Consider the following 19,185-nt stretch of genomic DNA (forward strand, 5'->3'; position numbering starts at 1 on the left):
CCTTGGCTCGTATCGTCCTGAAGATCGACGTCGACACGCTGCGCGGCACTCGCGAAGGCGTGCCGAATCTCGCGCGCATCTTCGACCGCTTCAAGGCGCGCGCCACGTTCCTCTTCAGCCTCGGGCCCGATCACACCGGTTGGGCGATGCGCCGCGTGTTGCGGCCGGGCTTTCTGAAGAAGGTGTCGCGCACCTCGGTGGTCGAGCACTACGGCATCCGGCAACTGATGTACGGGGTGCTGCTGCCCGGTCCCGACATCGGCGCGCGGGCGTCGGCGGAAATGCGCGCGATTCATGAAGCCGGCTTCGAATGCGGCATTCATACGTGGGATCACGTGTACTGGCAGGACAACGTGCGTTCGAAAGACCGCGCGTGGACCGCGGCGCAAATGCAGAAAAGCCACGACCGTTTCATCGAGGTGTTCGGCACGCCGCCCGTCACGCACGGCGCGGCCGGCTGGCAGATGAACGGCCACGCGTTCGAACAGATCGACGCCTGGGGCATGCGCTACGCGTCCGACGGTCGCGGCCATTCGCCGTATCTGCCGGTGGTGGGCGGCAAGACGCTTGCGCACGTGCAGATGCCCACCACGCTGCCCACGCTCGACGAAGTGCTCGGCGTGGACGGCGTCGACGAGCACAACGTCGCCGCATGGATGTTGAAGCACACCGAGAACAATCCGCACGATCAGGTGTTCACGCTGCACGCGGAACTCGAAGGGCAAAAGCTCGCCCCGATCTTCGAACAGTTGCTGGACGGCTGGCGCGCGCAAGGCCATACCTTTGCGACCATGGGTGATTACCACGCCACGCTGGACCGCGGCACGCTGCCCACGTACCCTGTCACGTGGGGCGAAATTCCAGGCCGCTCCGGCGAGTTGATCGTCCAGCCTTCCTGACTGGCCGTCCGACAGCCGGCTCCGACGATCCTGAGCGCCGCGCGAAAACCTGCCCGCGCCGCGGTTCACTTTCCCCCACAAGCATCGATGCCAGGCCGACGCCGCCAGCACTCATCCATTCGGCGCCGGCCATAACAACCGGAGAACCTCGTGCCCATCGCAGTCGACCAACCCATCCCCGACTTCACCGCCCCCGCTACCGGCGGCGAGATCACGCTGTCCAAGCTGCGGGGCAAGAAGGTGGTGCTGTATTTTTATCCGAAGGACAACACGCCGGGCTGCACGACCGAAGGTCTGCAATTCCGCGATCTGTATCCGAAGTTCAAGAAGGCCGGCGCCGAAATTCTCGGCGTGTCGCGCGACAGCCTGCGCTCGCATGACAACTTCAAGGCCAAGCTCGAACTGCCCTTCCCGCTGATCTCGGACCCTGAAGAAACGCTGTGCGCGCTCTTCAACGTCATCAAAATGAAGAAAATGTATGGCAAGGAAGTACGGGGAATCGAGCGCTCGACGTTCCTGATCGACGCTGAAGGCGTGCTCCGCCAGGAGTGGCGCGGCGTGAAGGTGCCAGGGCATGTCGACGACATTCTGGAAGCTGTACAAGCGCTGTGAGGCGCGTTATATTGGGCCGCAATGAGTGCCTGTCCACCCCATTCCTTCCGCGGCTGTGCCGGACTTGACAGTGGTCTTGTCGAAGTCGTGAGGCGCAACGCGATGACCGTAGGCGAGCCGCTTGCCCCGTACGCCGGGGCGGCGGCTTTTTTAATTGCGCGCAGCCGTTCGTTCACTCGGCCGCGCGTTTCCGTTAAGGAGCCGATCGAAGACCAGGCGAACCGGCATCTCTAGACCGAATGCGCGCCTCCGGGCGCAAACTGCGTGCGCACTCACGCGCACCGGCAGAATGCGACAGGCGGCGCACGATATGTGACCCGACTTTTTCGAGGGAAACCATGCCTTTGCCTACCCCCCCCAGCAAGCTCGGCAATCTCCTGCCGCCTGACGAATACAAGGCCAAGGCCGCCACGCCGGCGCGCTCCGCCGCGAAGAAACAGGCTGGCGACGGGGACAACGCGGAGCCGGCCGATTACGGCCGCGCCAATGTCGCCACGCCGATGGCGCATGCCGCCAATGCCGCGACCACCTTGCGGCCCGTGCCGGCGTCGTCGGCTTCCCCTGCTTCGTCCGCCGCAGCCGCGCAAGCCGCGCCGGCGCCCGGCCGGAAATCGCGGCAGAAAGCCGCGTTGCTGCAACCGGTTCCCGCCGCTCGTCCGCAGGCGGAGCCGGCTGCGCCCGCGGCCGAAGCACAGCCGGTCGTCGCGCGCGCGCCGAGCGCGAAACAGCCTGCCGCGAGCGCGCCCGCCGTCACGGCGCCAGGCACGCGCGGCACCGGCAAGAAGCGCGGCGCCGCCACCGGCACGCTCGAAATGCAGAAGCTCTTCGTGCTCGACACGAACGTGCTGATGCACGATCCAAGCTGCCTGTTCCGTTTCGAGGAACACGACGTCTATCTGCCGATGATGACGTTGGAAGAGCTCGACAACCACAAGAAAGGCATGTCGGAAGTCGCGCGCAACGCTCGCCAGGTGAGCCGCACGCTGGACGCGCTGGTGGCGAACGCCGGCAATATGTCCGACGGCATTTCGCTGGCGCGTCTGGGCAGCCGCGAGGCGTCCGGGCGTCTGTATTTCCAGACCAAGCTCACCGCCATCGAGCCGGTCGAAGGCCTGCCGGAAGGCAAGGCCGACAATCAGATTCTCGGCGTCGTGCGCGCATTGCAGCGCGACCGGATGGACCGTCAGGTCGTGCTGGTGTCGAAAGACATCAACATGCGCATCAAGGCGCATGCGCTCGGCCTGCCCGCCGAGGATTACTTCAACGACCAGGTGCTCGAGGACAGCGACCTGCTGTACTCCGGCATCCGTGCGCTGCCGCAGGATTTCTGGACCAGGCACGCGAAGGGCATGGAGAGCTGGCAGGACACGAAAACCGGCACCACCTATTACCGTGTGACGGGGCCGCTGTGCGCCTCGATGCTGGTCAACGAGTTCGTTTATCTGGAACCGCAGAACGGCGAGCCGACGTTTCATGCGCTGGTGCGCGAACTGAACGGCAAGACGGCGCTGCTGCAGACCCTGCGCGATTACGGTCATCATAAGAACAACGTGTGGGGCATCACCGCGCGCAACCGCGAGCAGAACTTCGCACTCAACCTGTTGATGAATCCGGAAATCGACTTCGTCACACTGCTGGGTCAGGCAGGCACCGGCAAGACGCTGGTCGCGCTCGCGGCCGGTCTCGCGCAGGTGCTCGACGACAAGCGCTACAACGAGATCATCGTGACGCGCGCGACGGTGCCGGTCGGTGAAGACATCGGCTTTCTGCCGGGTACGGAAGAGGAAAAGATGCAGCCGTGGATGGGCGCATTCGACGACAACCTCGAAGTCCTGCAGAAAACCGACGATGCCGCCGGCGAATGGGGCCGCGCCGCGACTCAGGAACTGATCCGCTCGCGCCTGAAGGTCAAGAGCATGAATTTCATGCGCGGCCGCACGTTCGTGGACAAGTATCTGATCATCGACGAGGCGCAGAACCTGACGCCGAAGCAGATGAAGACGCTGGTCACGCGCGCGGGTCCGGGCACCAAGATCATCTGTCTCGGCAATATCGCGCAGATCGACACGCCTTACCTGACGGAAGGCAGTTCGGGGTTGACCTACGTGGTGGACCGCTTCAAGGGTTGGGCGCACAGCGGCCACGTGACGCTGGCGCGCGGCGAACGCTCCCGTCTCGCCGACTACGCGTCGGAAATTCTTTAAGTTTCAGCGCATTGGCGTTACATCCAAGCCGCGTCCGGAGCATTCCGGACGCGGCTTTTTCATGCGCCGCGCGTTCGGTTCTGGCCACACTTAGCGCACGAACTTCAAGTAATTTATCAGGAATTCTTGCCGCAGCCATGCAGTGCGGGCTACCATCCCGACATCGTTTGCCATTAAACGAGCGTTTACCGCTCGGTCGTCCTCATGCGCCGACTCGCCTTTTCGCTGCTGACCGTTGTGCTGCTCGCCGCCTGTGCCGGCGCGCCGCAGAAGACGTCGCGCGGGTCGGGTTCGTCGGTGGCGGTCGCGAATGGCGCTTACCGCGCGCCGCCCCCGGGCTTTCCGAATTTCGTCGATCACAGCGTGGGCCGCGAGGAAATCTCGATCCAGGCGATGAGTCTCGTCGGCATCCCCTACCGTTGGGGCGGCAATACGCCGGATAGCGGCTTCGATTGCAGCGGCCTGGTTCGCTACGTGGTCGCGCGCGCCGCATCGGTGAATCTGCCGCGGACCACCGCCGACATGAGCGGGCGCGGCGAATCGATCGAGCCGGACGGAATCGCGCCGGGGGACCTGATTTTCTTCAATACGACGGGGCGCGCGCACTCGCACGTCGGCATCTACGTCGGCAAGCTGCGCTTCGTCAATGCGCCGTCGACGGGCGGCACCGTGCGGCTCGATTACCTGACCAATCCGTATTGGGCCAAGCGCTTCGACGGTATTCGTCGCGTGGCCGCGCCGGCCGCGAAACCGACCCCGTTCGATACGCCGAACTATCAAGCCTCGGCGCCGCAGCCCGAGCGCGTCGTGCCGGGCGAGTCGATGGCGTCGACGGGCCCGGCGGCCGCGCCGGCGAAGGCAACGCAGACTTCACCGGCTTACGCGGCCGGCGCCACCGCGCCGCAACAGGCGAGCCGCATCGCGACGGCGTCTCGTGCTCCATCGAGCGCGGGCGCTCAATCGGCCGCCGCAGTCGTGACAGCAGCGCCAGCGCCGCAAGCTGACGCGTTCGAACCGCCGCCGCCCGGCATGAGCGCCGCGCAGATCCAGGCGCGAGCGGCAGGCGCGGTATCCCCGGCGGCTGTTCCCGCGGCTCAAGCCGGTGTCTACGACGCCGCCGGGGGCTCCGCGACTCAATCGGCGACCACCGCAAGCACTGGCCAGCAGACATCGGGCAGCCGGACGCCTGACCCGATCGACGCCGCCGCCGATGCGTTCGAACCGCCGCCGCCCGCTTCGGTGGCCGCCCGCCAGGCCCAGCAAGCGGGTGCCGATGGCGGCGACGTACAGATCATGCGCGCCTCGACGGCCTCGCGCGGCACCCCCGCTCCTTCGCAAACCAACGACGACCCCATCGCCCGTTTCGCTAACGGCAACTTCTAAGGGGCTGCTCAGTTCGGCTGTGCGTCCCGCAATCGGAGGAGAGCCGAGCACCATGCACAGCGCGCCGCACCACGAGCCAACGCATCACGCCCCGCGCGCCGATCTGCTATCGTCACCGATATTTCTTCCGACAGCGGGTGGTAACAATGGACCTCGGGCTCAAAGACAAGGTGGTGTTGATCACGGGCGGCAGCAAGGGAATCGGGCTTGCCTGCGCCCGTGCATTCGCGCTGGAGGGCGCCAGAGTCGCGATCGTCTCGCGCGACCCCGCCAATCTGGCGCGCGCTTACGAGCAGTTGAAACAGGAGGGTCTGCACGTGCACCGCACCCGCGCCGATCTGCACGAGCCGCACAGCGCCGCCGATATCGTCGAGGAAGTCAGCGCCGCGGTTGGCCCGATCGACGTACTGATCAACAGCGCGGGCGCCGCCCGCCGCTATGACCCGGAAACGCTCGACGCCGACGCGTTCCGCGCCACCATGGAAGCGAAGTATTTCCCCTACATCTATCCGCAGCAGGAAGTGTTGCGCCGCATGGCCGAGCGCGTGAAAACCGGCAGCGGCGCGGCGCCCGGCACGATCGTCAACATCATCGGCATGGGCGGCAAGGTTCCCAGCGATATCCATATCGCCGGCGGCGCCGCGAATGCCGCGCTGATGCTCGCGACTGTCGGCCTCGCTCACTATTACGCGCGCTACGGCATCCGCATCAACGCGATCAACCCCGGCTCCACGCTGACCGAACGCGTCGAGGAAGCGGTCAACCTGGAGGCGACGCAGCAGGGCATCGAGAACACGGAGGCGCTCGCGCGCGGCCAGGCGAAAGTGCCGCTCGGACGCTTTGCGAAGCCGGAAGAAATCGCCGACGTCGCGCTGTTTCTGGCGAGCCGCCGCGCGAGCTATGTGACAGGCGCGATCGTCCCGATGGACGGAGCCAGCGCGCCGCTGATCTGAACGGCGCGCTTCAAAGCGCTGTATGTGAATTGCGCGGAAGGCGGCGAGACCGCCCCGCGCTTACAGAAAGTGGTGGCCGAGCCACCAGCCGGCTGCGGCAAGGGCAGCGGAAGCCGGAATCGTCAAGATCCACGCCCAGACGATGTTGCCGGCCACGCCCCAACGCACCGCGCTCAGCTTCTGCGTGGCGCCGACACCGACGATCGCGCCGGTGATCGTATGCGTGGTGGACACCGGAATGCCGAGTGCCGAGGCGGTAAACAGCGTGATCGCCCCACCCGCCTCCGCGCAAAACCCGCCGACCGGCTTGAGCTTGGTGATCTTCTGGCCCATTGTGCGGACGATCCGCCAGCCGCCGAACAGCGTGCCGAGGCCCATCGACAGATAACAGCCGCCGATCACCCATAGCGGCGGCGCTTCCGCGATCGACGACGCATAGCCGGTTGCAATCAGCAGCATCCAGATGATGCCGATGGTTTTCTGCGCGTCGTTGCCGCCGTGGCCGAGGCTGTATAAGCCCGCGGACAGCAGTTGCAGACGCCTGAAACGCCGGTCGACCTTGCTCGGCGGCGTGCGGAAATACAGCCACGACACCGCCAGCATGAAGAACGATCCCAGCACGAAACCGAGCAGCGGCGAGATAAAGATGAAAGTCACCGTCTTCATCAGGCCGTCGAAATTGAGCGAGTCCCAGCCCGACTTGGCGAGCGCCGCGCCCACCAGCCCGCCGATCAGCGCATGCGAGGAACTCGACGGAATGCCGTAATGCCAGGTGATGACGTTCCAGCCGATCGCGCCGACCAGCGCGCCGAAAATCACGTAATGGTCGACGATATTCGGATCGATCGTGCCCTTGCCGACGGTCGCCGCCACTTTGAGATGGAACACGAAATACGCGACGACGTTGAATGCCGCCGCGAAGGCCACCGCCTGCTGCGGCTTCAGCACGCCGGTGGAGACGACCGTGGCGATCGAATTCGCCGCGTCGTGAAAGCCGTTCATGAAGTCGAAAATCAGTGCGACGGCGACCAGGCCGGCGACGACCCAGATAGCGAGTTGTATCGATTGCATTATGCGTTTTCCAGCACGATGCCTTCGATGATGTTCGCTACGTCCTCACACTTGTCCGTGATCGTTTCGAGCAATTCGTAAATCGCTTTCAGCTTGATCAGGGTCTTGACGTTGTCTTCTTCGCGGAAGAGTTTCGACATGGCCGAGCGCAGCACGCGGTCGGCTTCCGATTCCAGACGGTCGATTTCCTCGCACGCCTTCAGGATCTGGCTCGCCTGCTTCATGTCCGACAGCAGGCTGACGGCGAACTGCACGCGCTCGGAGGTCGCCGTGCAAATGTGCGCCAGCTGGCTCGCTTCCGAGGTCACCGCCTGCACGTCGTACAGCGAAATGGCGGTGGCGACGTCCTCCATCAGATCGAGGATGTCGTCCATCGTGGTGATCAGCTTGTGGATCTCGTCGCGGTCGAGCGGCGTGATGAAGGTCTTGTGCAGCAGGTCGATGGTTTCGTGCGTGAGCTTGTCGGCAGCCTTCTCGGCTTTCTGCACGTTTTGCTTATGGGTTTCGGCGTCTTGCAGATTGTCGATCAGCAGCTCGAGTTCGTGGCTCGCCGAGACGATGCACTTTGCGTGCGCATTGAAAATTTCAAAGAACTTGCCCTCGGTGGGCATGAATCGACCGAACATTGGGATCCCGGAAATTGGTCACGTAATGGCTGACATAAAACCGCCATATTGTACCGTTCCGGGGTGGATGCCGCACTTGTGAAAGCGCCGTTACAACAGGCGCGTGAGTTGTCGCTTTACTTCCTGGGCGTCACTCGCCGTAGAAATTTTGCGCACCCGCAAAGTTATCGAACTTCGTATATTGGCCGTGGAACGTGAGGCGCACCGGACCGATCGGACCGTTCCGCTGCTTGCCGATGATGATCTCGGCCGTGCCTTTGTCGGGACTGTCGGGGTTGTAAACCTCGTCCCGGTAAATGAACAGGATCACGTCCGCGTCCTGCTCGATAGCGCCGGATTCGCGCAGGTCCGACATGATCGGCCGCTTGTTCGGGCGCTGCTCGAGACCGCGGTTGAGCTGCGACAGTGCGATCACGGGCACGTCGAGTTCCTTGGCGAGACTCTTGAGCGAACGCGAGATTTCGGAAATCTCGGTCGCGCGGTTTTCGCCGGTCGAAGAGCCGCTCATCAGTTGCAAATAGTCGATGATGATCAGGCCGAGTTTGCCGCATTGGCGCGACAGCCGGCGCGCGCGCGAACGCAGTTCCATCGGGTTCAGGCCGCCGGTTTCGTCGATGAAAATCTGCGCCTCGCTCATTTTCTGCACGGCGTGCGTGAGCTTCGGCCAATCCTCGTCGGTCAGGCGCCCGGTTCGCATGCGGTGCTGATCCAGCCGGCCGACCGAACCCAGCATCCGCATGGTGAGTTGCGAGCCCGGCATTTCCATCGAGAACACCGCGACCGGCAAGCCGTATTCGACCGCCACGTATTCGCCGATATTCATCGAAAACGCCGTTTTACCCATCGACGGACGACCCGCGACGATGATCAGCTCACCGCCGTGCATGCCCGAGGTCATGCGGTCCAGGTCGACGAAGCCGGTTGGCGTGCCGGTCACGTCGCTCGGATTGGCGGTGTGATAGAGCGTGTCGATCCGCTCGACCACCTGCGTCAGCAGCGGCCCGATTTCGAGGAAACCCTGCGTGCCGCGCGCGCCGTCCTCGGCGATCGAAAACACCTTCGATTCGGCCTCGTCCAGCAATTGCCGGACTTCCTTACCCTGGGGGTTGAATGCGTCGGCCGAGATTTCGTCGGCCACCGATACGAGCCGGCGCAGCACGGCGCGATCGCGCACGATTTCCGCGTAACGGCGAATATTGGCCGCGCTCGGCGTGTTCTGCGCCAACGCGTTCAGGTACGCGAGACCGCCGACCTCCTCGGCTTTACCCGCGGTGCCGAGCGCTTCATAGACGGTAATCACGTCGGCCGGCCGCGTCGCTGCGATCAGCTTGCCGATGTGCTCGAAAATGAGGCGGTGGTCGTAGCGGTAAAAATCACTCTGCGACAAGAAATCGGCGATGCGGTCCCAAGCCGCGTTGTCGAGCAGCAGGCCGCCCAGCACCGATTGCTCGGCCTCGATCGAATGCGGCGGGACTTTCAGCGACTCGAGTTGGGGATCTTTGGACGGTGCGTTCATGGAGAGGAATTATCGGGTAAATGCGTGCCGAGGGAAATCTAAAAACCGATACTTCGAGACATCGAAAACGGGCATAAAAAAGGCAGGGGCCGGTCACCCGGCCCCTGCCTCCTATCCCATTTGCCAGCACAACGTCCTGGCAGATGTCAGACGATGCTTAGACGTGCTCGCCCAGAACCGACACCGTCACATCGACGACAACGTCGGTGTGCAGCGAGATCTGGACCGGATGGTCGCCGACCATCTTCAGCGGGCCTTCCGGCAGACGCACTTGCGCCTTTTCCACCGCGAAGCCTTGCTTGCCGAGCGCCTCGGCGATGTCCGCGTTCGTCACCGAGCCGAACAGACGGCCGTCCACGCCGGCTTTCTGGCCGATCTGGATCGTCGAGCCTGCCAGCTTTTCGCCTTGAGCCTGAGCGGCAGCCAGCTTTTCAGCGGCGGTCTTTTCGAGTTCGGCGCGGCGCACTTCGAATTCGGCCAAAGCTTCCTTCGTTGCACGGCGAGCTTGCTTGTTCGGGATCAGGAAGTTACGTGCGTAACCGTCCTTGACCTTCACGATATCGCCCAGGTTGCCCAGATTGACGACTTTTTCCAGAAGAATGATTTGCATGCGGATGCTCCTTATCGCGTCGTCGGGTTAGGCCTTGTGCTGGTCGGTGTACGGCACCAGCGCGAGAAAACGTGCGCGCTTGATTGCCGTGTCCAGCTGGCGTTGATAGTGCGACTTCGTACCCGTGAGACGCGCCGGCGTGATCTTGCCGTTTTCGCCGATGAAGTCCTTCAGCGTTTCGAGGTCCTTGTAGTCGATGTGATCGACACCGGCTGCCGTGAAACGGCAGAACTTCTTGCGCTTGAAGAGCGGATTTTGTTGCTGACGACGTTTGTCGAATTTCTTACCAGTCGGGCGGGCCATGTTCAGTCCTTTCCAATGTCCTGCAATGCTGTGATGTGAAATACCAGAGTTCTTGCGTTGCGGTGCTTTTTCGCCAGAAAGCCTGTGAAGAGCGTTTCCACGCCCATCTGGCAGCTTTCCAGCTTACCGCTCGCCTCACCCGCGGCTACCGCCTGCATGGTCAGTTCGACTTGCCGGGTGATGCCGGCTTCGACGACTTCCGCGCGGTGGTGCAACGTGCAGCCTGCAATCGGAACGCCGGCGGGGGTGTACCGCACCGGTTCGCGTTCGACGACGCTGGCCGTGAGTTGCAGCCGGTTCATGAGCCCTTTGACGAGAGCGACGCTTGTTCTGGTAGCTTAAATAGTGTGTCTTAAGCCTGCGCTTCGGACGGTTGCGTGGCAGCCGACTTCTTGGCTTCTTCGCGCTGCACTTCCTTCATCATCGGCGACGGGCCGGTTTCGGCCTTCTTCATCTTGACGATCAGGTGACGCAGAACGGCGTCGTTGAACTTGAATGCGTGCTCCAGCTCGTCGAGCGTGGTTTGGTCGCATTCGATGTTCATGCAGACGTAGTGAGCCTTCGCGAGTTTCTCGATCATGTAGGCCAGTTGGCGACGGCCCCAGTCTTCGATACGGTGGATCTGGCCACCGTGCGAGGTGATCGTGGTCTTGTAGCGCTCGATCATGGCGGGCACTTGCTCGCTCTGATCGGGGTGCACGATAAAGACGATTTCATAATGACGCATACACACTCCTGTGGACTTGTGGATTAAAGCCACCCGGGCGTCGGAACCGGTGTGGCAAGTGAGAAGCCGAAGAGTGTAACCCGAATGGGGCCGGGCTGCAAGATATCCCGTTATTGCGGCGCGCGAATCAGGTGTGTTTTCAACGGTTTAGCGCCGCAAACCCGAGGCTGGAGCCATCCGTCAATAGGCCGGACGGTTCCAGTAATCCTCGCTCGCGTACACCTCTTTCAGATAATCGATGAAATAGCGCACCCTCGCCGGCACGTAACGCTGCTGCGGATACACCGCGAGGATGTCGTAATCGGGCAGCGCGAATTCGTCCAGCACGGTTTCCAGTTCGCCGCGCGCGAGTTGCTGCTGGATCTCCCACGTCGAGCGCCAGCCGAGCCCGAGCCCTTCCGAGACCCAGCGATGCAGCAGCTCGCCGTCGTTGCAGTCGAGCGAGCCGCCTACCCGCACGGTCACCAGCTTGCCGTTGCGGCGAAAGTACCAGCCGCGGTTTTGTCCCCCTTGCAGATTGAAGGCGAGGCAATTGTGGCGCGGCAGATCCTCGAGCGTTTTCGGCTTGCCGTGCTGGCGGAAATATTCCGGCGTGCCGCACACCACGCGCCGGTTCGACGCCAGCTTCACCGCGACGAAGTTCGGATCCACCGCCCCGCCGATCCGGATCGACAGGTCGTAGCCCTCGCGCACCAGATCCACGACACGGTCGGTCAGATTGAACGACACCTGCAATTCCGGCTTGTCGACGATAAAGGCCGGGGCGAGCGGCGCGACGTGCTTGCGCCCGAACGCGGCCGGCGCCGACACGATCAGATGGCCGTTCACCGCGCGCCGTCCGGCGCTCAGCTCGTTTTCCGCCTGGTCCCATTCGGTGAGAAGGCCGCGGCAGCGCTCCAGAAACGCGGCGCCTTCCTCGCTGACCACCAGACGGCGCGTCGAGCGGTACATCAGCTTCACGCCGAGGCGCTTTTCCAGCGCATCGATCCGGCGGCCGAGAATCACCGGCGACACGCCCTCTTCCAGCGCGGCGGCGGCCAGGCTGCCCGCATCTGCCACGCGCACGAAGGTTTCGATCTGCTTGAAGCGGTCCATGTCTGTCTCCTGCCGGCCTCGTGCCATTCCATACTTTTTGTTTCGAAATAAGCGACCCGAACTGATCTTATCAAACCTTTAGGTCAGGCCTAAAGTGCATTCGACAACGCTTGATTCGCAAATTCGTTGCAGCTTCATCCGCGGATTGCGCCCGCCACAGACCACAGACATTCAGGAGACATTCATGGCCAAGATGAGAGCCGTCGACGCAGCCGTGCTGGTGCTCGAAAAAGAAGGCATCGACACCGCATTCGGCGTTCCGGGCGCTGCGATCAACCCGTTCTACTCGGCCATGCGCAAGGCAGGCAATATCAGCCACGTGCTGGCGCGTCACGTCGAAGGCGCGTCGCACATGGCCGAGGGCTATACGCGCGCCCAGCCCGGCAACATCGGCGTGTGCATCGGCACGTCGGGCCCCGCCGGCACCGACATGATCACCGGTTTGTACTCCGCTCAGGCCGACTCCATTCCTATCCTGGCCATCACCGGCCAGGCGCCGCGCGCGCGTCTGTACAAGGAAGATTTTCAGGCCGTCGACATCGAATCAATCGCCAAGCCCGTCACCAAATGGGCCGTCACCGTGCGCGAGCCCGCGCTGGTGCCCCGCGTGTTCCAGCAGGCGTTTCACCTGATGCGCTCGGGCCGTCCCGGCCCGGTGCTGGTCGATCTGCCGATCGACGTGCAGCTCGCCGAAATCGAATTCGACATCGACACCTACGAGCCGCTGCCCGTCTACAAGCCCAAGGCGACGCGCAAGCAGATCGAAGCCGCCCTCACCTTGCTGAACGATTCGGACAAGCCGCTGATCGTCTCGGGCGGCGGCGTGCTGAACGCGGCCGCCGAGGATCTGCTGGTCGAGTTCGCCGAAACCATCGGCGTGCCGGTGATCCCCACGCTGATGTCGTGGGGCGCGATACCCGACGATCATCCGCTGATGGCCGGCATGGTCGGCCTGCAAACCTCGCACCGCTACGGCAACGCGACCATGCTCGCCTCCGACTTCGTGCTCGGCATCGGCAACCGCTGGGCGAATCGTCACACCGGCAGCATCGAGGTCTATACGAAAGGCCGCAAGTTCGTGCACGTGGATATCGAGCCGACGCAGATCGGCCGCGTATTCGGCCCGGACCTCGGCATCGTGTCGGACGCGAAGGCCGCGCTCGAACTGTTCGTCGAAGTCGCGAAGGAATGGAAGGCGGCCGGCAAACTGAAGGACCGCGGCGCATGGGTTGCCGATTGCCAGCAACGCAAGCGCACGATGCATCGCAAGACCCACTTCGACAACGTGCCGATGAAACCACAGCGCGTGTACGAAGAGATGAACCAGGTGTTCGGCCGCGACACCTGCTACGTGAGCACGATCGGTTTGTCGCAGATTGCGGGCGCGCAATTCCTGCACGTCTACAAGGCGCGCAACTGGATCAACTGCGGCCAGGCCGGCCCGCTCGGCTGGACGATTCCGGCCGCGCTCGGCGTGCGCGCGGCGGACCCGCAACGTCCGATCGTCGCGCTCTCGGGCGACTACGACTTCCAGTTCATGATCGAGGAACTGGCCGCCGGCGCGCAATTCAATCTGCCCTATGTACACGTGGTGGTGAACAACTCCTACCTCGGCCTGATCCGCCAGGCGCAGCGCGCATTCGACATGGATTTCTGCGTGCAGCTCGGTTTCGAGAACATCAATTCGCCGGAGACCAACGGCTACGGCGTGGACCACGTCGCGGTGGCCGAAGGCCTGGGTTGCAAGGCGATCCGCGTGTTCAAGCCCGAAGAACTGAAGCCCGCCTTGCAAAGGGCCCAGGCGATGCTCTCCGAGTTCAACGTGCCGGTGATCGTCGAAGTGATTCTGGAACGCGTGACCAACATTTCGATGGGCACCGAGATCGACGCGATCAACGAGTTCGAGGAACTGGCCGCGACGCGCGAGGACGCACCGACCGCGATCAGCATCGCCGACTGAGTTTCCCGACTTTGCATCACATGAGGGCTTTCGCAGCGTAGCGACCCGACGCTGTGAAAGCGCCTCACGAAGTCATTCCACTGACCGACCAGCGAGACCCCCGCATCATGCCGAAATTCGCAGCGAATCTAACCATGCTCTTCAACGAAGTACCGTTCCTCGACCGCTTCGCGGCCGCCGCGGACGCGGGCTTCGACGCCGTCGAATTCCTGTTCCCCTATCCGTATCAGATCGCTGAGCTGAGCGAGCGTCTGCAGCAGAACCGCCTGAAACTCGTCTTGCACAACCTGCCCGCGGGCAACTGGGAAGCCGGCGAACGCGGCATTGCGTGTCTGCCGGATCGGGTGAGCGAGTTCCAGGAAGGCGTCGGCCGCGCGATCGAATACGCACGTGCCTTGAAGGTGCCGCAACTGAACTGCCTCGTCGGCATTCCGAGCGCCGGCGTGGACGCGGACAAGGCGCGCTCGACCATCGTCGAGAACCTGCGCTTTGCCGCGGGTGAATTGAAGAAGGCCGGCATCAGACTGCTGGTCGAGCCGTGCAATTCCTACGACATCCCCGGCTTCGCGTTGAACCGTTCGGCCGAAGGCCTCGATGTGATCCACGCCGTGGCTTCGGACAATCTGTTCCTGCAATACGACATCTATCACATGCAACGGATGGAAGGCGAACTCGCGGCGACGATCACGAAGAACCTGGCGCGCATCGCGCACATCCAGCTCGCCGACAACCCGGGGCGCAACGAACCGGGCACCGGCGAAATCAACTACCCGTTCCTGTTCGATCTGCTCGATTCGCTCGGCTACGACGGCTACGTCGGTTGCGAGTACAAGCCGCGCACCACCACGACGGCCGGCCTCGGCTGGTTGCGCAGCATGGCCGGGCAGGCGCGCGGCGCGGCCCACGCCGCTGTCTGATCGAACGATCAGGCGCGTCGCGCCCGGAAGGAAGTCCCTCGGGCGCCCCAACAACACTGGAGATTCAGACACATGGCAAAGATCGGTTTCATCGGCCTCGGCATCATGGGCGCGCACATGGCGCGCAACCTCATCAAGGGCGGTCATTCGCTGTTCGTGAACGGCGCGTACCCGGTGCCGGAAGATCTGGGCAAAACGACCACCGTGGTCGCCGATTCGACCGCTGTCGCGCAAGCCGCCGACATCGTCATCATCATGGTGCCGGACACGCCTGACGTCGCCAACGTGCTATTCGCCGACGACGGCGTCGCCGCCGGTCTCACGAAGGGCAAGCTGGTGATCGACATGAGTTCGATCTCCCCGCTCGATACGCAGGCATTCGCGAAGAAGATCAATGCGCTCGGCGTCGATTACCTCGACGCGCCGGTGTCCGGCGGCGAAGTCGGCGCGCGCGAAGCAACGCTGACGATCATGGTCGGCGGTCCGGAACAAGCGTTCGCGCAGGCCAAGCCCTTGTTCGAACTGATGGGCAAGAACATTTCGCTGATCGGCGAGAACGGCGCGGGTCAAACCTGCAAGGTCGCCAATCAGATCATCGTCGCGCTGAACATCGAAGCGGTGGCCGAAGCGCTGCTGTTCGCATCGCGCTCGGGCGCCGATCCCGAACGCGTGCGCAAGGCGTTGATGGGCGGCTTCGCTTCGTCGCGCATTCTCGAAGTGCATGGCGAGCGCATGACCAAACGCACGTTCAATCCCGGCTTTCGTATCGAACTGCATCAGAAGGACTTGAACCTCGCGCTCGACGGCGCGCGCAAGCTCGGCATCGCCTTGCCGCATACGGCGAGCGCGCAGCAACTCTTCAGCGTGTGCGCGGCGAACGGCGGCAAGGCATGGGATCACTCGGCGATGGTGCGCGCTCTGGAAATCATGGCGAACTACGAAGTCGCGCAAGCGCCGGATAGCGCGGCGAAGGCTGCTTGAGTCGTCATGCGGGTTGCCTTGACCGCGGCTTCGTCGGCTCGGTCTTCGTCGTCACGGCAATCGCAGGTGGGGCGTCCGTTGCGTCGCGCGACATGCGCGGCGCAGCGGACAAAGCGTGTCGCTCTGGGCTGAGAGCGGCACAGTGGGGTCCGCAGCGGCACCCGGCGGCGCCGGGGAAGCCTTGGTCGGTCAGACGTCGTCGTCGGGTGTCCGGCTGTCGGATCATCGTCATGCTTTTTCCGCCAATGTCTCGCGGCGGGGTGCATCATGCACGCCGCTTGCTGCACCTCCGCTTGCGCGTTCGCTTGGGCATTCGCTTGCACGCTTGCTTGCATTTGCTTGCAACTGCAAGCACCCCGGCGCACCTTTTTTGACACATCGCTTCGCGCTTTTCTCCTACACTCCTTGAGTCCGCCTGCTTGCGTTTCAGGCATCCCGTGCCGCTCTTCGCAGCGCGCGTCTTTCGCTTCATTCGCCCGATTCGCAACCAGTGCACAACCCGTGCGCAAAGTATTCTTGCGCCGCCACGTTAGGAGTGTGATCCATGGGTATTCTCAGTTTCATCAAGGAAGCCGGCGAAAAACTGTTCGGCGCCGCCTCGACCTCGGCACAAGCCGCGCCTGCCGCGCCCGACCTTGCCGCGTTGAATAAAACAGCGGGCGACGCGATCGCCGCATATATCCGCACCCAGGGTCTGGACGCCACCAATCTGCAAGTCGCATACGACGGCACGAGCCACACCGTCACCGTGTCCGGCGAGGCGGCCGATCAGCCGACCAAGGACAAGATTCTCGTCGCGGCCGGCAACGTGCAGAACGTCGACAAGGTGGACGATCAACTGACCGTCACCACGCCCGCGGCTGCGCCCACTCAGTTTCATACCGTCGTGCCCGGCGACAATCTGTGGAAGATCGCGGAGAAGTACTACGGCAGCGGCGCGAAGAACGACGTGATCTTCCAGGCCAACACGCCGATGCTGAAGAGCCCGGACAAGATTTATCCGGGTCAGGTATTGGTGATTCCGCCGCAGTAACCCGCGGTTGCGGTAAGCATTGCAGCAAGCGGTAATAACAGCGGTAAAAGCAGCGGTAAAAACGAAAAACGCGGCGCTCGAGTCATCAACTCGAGCGCCGCGTTTTCATTGCGCGATCATGCGTGTGGCCGTGACCGTTACCGCATCAATACGTATCGAAGACCTTTTGCAGCGCAACCGGCCCCGTGCCACCCGCGGCCAATGCCAGCATCAGCAGCACACGGGCCTTGTACGGATTCAGCGAGCCCGCGCTGACGAAACCAAGCGCGTCATCGGCGGCGGCGCCGTTGCGCATCACGTGCCCCGAACCCACGCGCGAGGAGCGCACCACCGCGACGCCTTGCGAGACCGCATCGGCCAACGCCTGTTGCAGCGACGCGTGGATCGAGCCGTTGCCCGTGCCGGCCACCACGATGCCGCGCACGCCGGCGGCAACGAGCGCATCCACGGCAATCCGTGAGACGCCGGCATAGCTCGCGACGACCTCCACATGCGGCCACTTCGCGCCGATCACGAACTCGGTCGCGAGCGTATGCGGACGCACCACGCCGCGCTGGAATTCGACCCGCCCGTCCTGCACCCAGCCGAGCGCGCCGATCTCCGGCGAGTGGAATGCGTCGACGGCATACGTGCTCGTCTTCACCACGTCGCGCGCGCTGTGAATCTTGTTGTTGAAGGCCACCAGCACACCCTGCCCGCGCGAGCCCGCGTGCGCCGCGACCGTCACGGCGTTCAGCAGATTCAGCGGACCATCGGCGGAGAGCGCGGACGCCGGACGCATCGCCGCGCTCAGCACGACCGGCTTGTCCGACTTGACGGTCAGATGCAGCAGATAGGCGGTTTCCTCGAGTGTGTCGGTGCCGTGCGTGACGACTACGCCGTCGATGTCGTCTTCGGCGAGGAGCGCGTTGATGCGTTGCGCGAGCGTGGTCCAGAGCGGCAGCGCCATGTCCTTGCTGTCGATGCTGGCAATCTGCTCGGGCGCGATGCGCGCCACCGTGGACAAAGCCGGCACCGCCGCCAGCAATTGATCGACGCCGACCACGCCCGCCTGGTAGCCGGAGGTGTTGGCGGCGTCCGCCGCGGTCCCGGCGATCGTGCCGCCGGTGGCGAGCACGGCGATGCGCGGCAGCGTCGGTGTGACGCCCTGGTTTGAAGGCGTCGCGGAAGAGGAAGTCGGAGTATTCATGGCGGCGATTGTAAGCGATGCGCCGCGCGCCGCGATGCGTGAAAAAACGGATGGCCGTTCGTTTTGGATTAGCGATGCTGGGCGCCAACGCTCGCGCATCGCCCGCGAACGATTCAGCGCCACTTCGCGCCGGACCTCAAGGATCCGGCGCCAACCTCACACCGCCTCGCGCAATTGCGCGGCGATCTCCGCTTCGTTCAACTGCGGCGCGAACATCTCGATCAGCCGATACGCATACGCGCGCAGGAACGCGCCCTTGCGCAGACCGACCCGCGTCGTGCTCGCCTCGAACAGATGCTGCGTATCCAGCGCCACCAGTTCGGTATCGCGCCTGGGATCGTAGGCCATCGCCGCCACCACGCCGATGCCCATGCCGAGTTCGACGTAGGTCTTGATCACGTCCGCGTCGATCGCGGTCAGCACGACGTCGGGCAACGCGCCTGCCTTGGCGAACGCCTGGTCGATGTGCGAGCGGCCCGTGAAGTCCTGGTCATACGTGACGATCGGGAATTCGGCGATTTCGTCGAGCGTCAGATTTTCACGGCCCACGAGCGGATGATCCTTCGGCACGACCACCACGTGATGCCACGAGTAGCACGGAAACGTGACGATGTCCGGAAAGCGGTCGAGCGCCTCGGTCGAGATGCCGATATCCGCCTCGCCGTTGATGATCATCTGCGCGATCTGCTGCGGGCTGCCCTGGCGCAGCGCCAGGTGCACTTTCGGGAACACCTCGGTGAATTGACGGATCACCTTCGGCAACGCATAGCGCGCCTGCGTGTGCGTGGTCGCCACCACCAGGTGGCCGCTGTCCTGATCGGCGAACTGGCGCGCGACGCGGCGCAGATTCTCCGCGTCGAGCAACATCCGCTCGATCAGTTGATGCACAGCCTTGCCCGGCTCCGTGAGCCCCGTCAGACGCTTGCCGCGCCGAATGAAAATGTCGACGCCGAGTTCGTCCTCGAGATCCTTGATCTGTTTCGATACGCCCGACTGCGACGTGTACAACACGTTCGCCACCTCGGTCAGATTCATGTTCTGGCGCACGGCCTCGCGCACGAAGCGCAATTGCTGGAAGTTCATCTGTATGTCTCCGGTTCAGCCAG

Annotated in this window: 19 protein-coding genes; 9 read left to right on the top strand and 10 right to left on the bottom strand. The window is 63.5% G+C overall.

What is annotated here, in order from left to right; all coding sequences use genetic code 11:
• Positions 1-2 precede the first annotated feature (2 nt).
• The 5 genes from BUE39_RS01140 (at position 3) to BUE39_RS01165 (ending at position 6,051) form a co-directional block, all read left to right on the top strand.
• Positions 3-899, top strand: a complete 897-nt coding sequence (locus BUE39_RS01140; protein ID WP_073426814.1) for a polysaccharide deacetylase family protein — start codon at positions 3-5, stop codon at positions 897-899.
• A 150-nt stretch (positions 900-1,049) separates the two neighbouring features.
• Positions 1,050-1,511 carry a peroxiredoxin gene (locus BUE39_RS01145; RefSeq protein ID WP_073426815.1) on the top strand — a complete coding sequence of 154 codons (462 nt, stop codon included), beginning with the start codon at positions 1,050-1,052 and terminating at the stop codon, positions 1,509-1,511.
• Positions 1,512-1,849: 338 nt separating this feature from the next.
• Positions 1,850-3,715, top strand: a complete 1,866-nt coding sequence (locus tag BUE39_RS01155; protein WP_073426816.1) for a PhoH family protein — start codon at positions 1,850-1,852, stop codon at positions 3,713-3,715.
• 204 nt (positions 3,716-3,919) lie between these two features.
• Entirely contained in the window at positions 3,920-5,098 is a 1,179-nt protein-coding gene (locus BUE39_RS01160) for an NlpC/P60 family protein (protein ID WP_073426817.1), read from the top strand.
• 146 nt (positions 5,099-5,244) lie between these two features.
• Positions 5,245-6,051: an SDR family oxidoreductase gene (locus BUE39_RS01165; protein ID WP_073426818.1), complete on the top strand. Its 807-nt coding sequence runs from the start codon at positions 5,245-5,247 to the stop codon at positions 6,049-6,051.
• Positions 6,052-6,111: 60 nt separating this feature from the next.
• Here BUE39_RS01165 and BUE39_RS01170 read toward each other — a convergent pair whose 3' ends face one another.
• The 8 genes from BUE39_RS01170 to BUE39_RS01205 form a co-directional block, all read right to left on the bottom strand.
• Complete coding sequence (locus BUE39_RS01170) at positions 6,112-7,122, bottom strand: inorganic phosphate transporter (RefSeq protein ID WP_073426819.1); 1,011 nt, start codon at positions 7,120-7,122, stop codon at positions 6,112-6,114.
• Positions 7,122-7,748 (bottom strand): DUF47 domain-containing protein, encoded by a 627-nt coding sequence (locus tag BUE39_RS01175; RefSeq protein ID WP_073426820.1) that lies wholly within the window; start codon positions 7,746-7,748, stop codon positions 7,122-7,124. Before BUE39_RS01175 ends, BUE39_RS01170 begins: the two co-directional genes overlap by 1 nt.
• A 130-nt stretch (positions 7,749-7,878) precedes the next feature.
• Positions 7,879-9,264 carry a replicative DNA helicase gene (locus BUE39_RS01180; RefSeq protein WP_073426821.1) on the bottom strand — a complete coding sequence of 462 codons (1,386 nt, stop codon included), beginning with the start codon at positions 9,262-9,264 and terminating at the stop codon, positions 7,879-7,881.
• Positions 9,265-9,421: 157 nt separating this feature from the next.
• Entirely contained in the window at positions 9,422-9,874 is a 453-nt protein-coding gene (gene rplI / locus BUE39_RS01185; RefSeq protein WP_073426822.1) for a 50S ribosomal protein L9, read from the bottom strand.
• A gap of 27 nt (positions 9,875-9,901) precedes the next feature.
• A complete protein-coding gene (gene rpsR / locus BUE39_RS01190; RefSeq protein WP_073426823.1) occupies positions 9,902-10,177 on the bottom strand; it encodes a 30S ribosomal protein S18 in 276 nt (91 codons plus the stop codon).
• Positions 10,178-10,179: 2 nt separating this feature from the next.
• A complete protein-coding gene (priB, locus tag BUE39_RS01195; protein WP_073426824.1) occupies positions 10,180-10,479 on the bottom strand; it encodes a primosomal replication protein N in 300 nt (99 codons plus the stop codon).
• A gap of 50 nt (positions 10,480-10,529) precedes the next feature.
• Positions 10,530-10,904: a 30S ribosomal protein S6 gene (rpsF, locus tag BUE39_RS01200; protein ID WP_073426825.1), complete on the bottom strand. Its 375-nt coding sequence runs from the start codon at positions 10,902-10,904 to the stop codon at positions 10,530-10,532.
• A gap of 180 nt (positions 10,905-11,084) precedes the next feature.
• A complete protein-coding gene (locus BUE39_RS01205; RefSeq protein WP_073426826.1) occupies positions 11,085-11,999 on the bottom strand; it encodes a LysR family transcriptional regulator in 915 nt (304 codons plus the stop codon).
• A gap of 184 nt (positions 12,000-12,183) precedes the next feature.
• Between BUE39_RS01205 and gcl the strand changes: the two genes are divergently transcribed.
• The 4 genes from gcl to lysM all read left to right on the top strand — a co-directional run bounded on the left by gcl (position 12,184) and on the right by lysM (position 16,890).
• Positions 12,184-13,959, top strand: a complete 1,776-nt coding sequence (gene gcl / locus BUE39_RS01210) for a glyoxylate carboligase (protein WP_073426827.1) — start codon at positions 12,184-12,186, stop codon at positions 13,957-13,959.
• A gap of 107 nt (positions 13,960-14,066) precedes the next feature.
• A complete protein-coding gene (hyi, locus tag BUE39_RS01215) occupies positions 14,067-14,876 on the top strand; it encodes a hydroxypyruvate isomerase (RefSeq protein WP_073426828.1) in 810 nt (269 codons plus the stop codon).
• A gap of 72 nt (positions 14,877-14,948) precedes the next feature.
• Positions 14,949-15,857 (top strand): 2-hydroxy-3-oxopropionate reductase, encoded by a 909-nt coding sequence (locus BUE39_RS01220; protein ID WP_073426829.1) that lies wholly within the window; start codon positions 14,949-14,951, stop codon positions 15,855-15,857.
• A 544-nt stretch (positions 15,858-16,401) separates the two neighbouring features.
• Positions 16,402-16,890, top strand: a complete 489-nt coding sequence (gene lysM / locus BUE39_RS01225; RefSeq protein WP_073426830.1) for a peptidoglycan-binding protein LysM — start codon at positions 16,402-16,404, stop codon at positions 16,888-16,890.
• Positions 16,891-17,035: 145 nt separating this feature from the next.
• On the opposite strand, the gene BUE39_RS01230 is transcribed toward lysM, so the two are convergent.
• Together BUE39_RS01230 and BUE39_RS01235 are read right to left on the bottom strand one after the other, a co-directional pair.
• Entirely contained in the window at positions 17,036-18,079 is a 1,044-nt protein-coding gene (locus BUE39_RS01230) for an asparaginase (RefSeq protein ID WP_073426943.1), read from the bottom strand.
• 156 nt (positions 18,080-18,235) lie between these two features.
• Positions 18,236-19,162: a CysB family HTH-type transcriptional regulator gene (locus BUE39_RS01235; protein WP_073426831.1), complete on the bottom strand. Its 927-nt coding sequence runs from the start codon at positions 19,160-19,162 to the stop codon at positions 18,236-18,238.
• Positions 19,163-19,185: the final 23 nt, after the last annotated feature.

The sequence above is a fragment of the Paraburkholderia terricola genome (assembly GCF_900142195.1).
GTDB classification, from domain to species: Bacteria; Pseudomonadota; Gammaproteobacteria; order Burkholderiales; family Burkholderiaceae; genus Paraburkholderia; species Paraburkholderia terricola.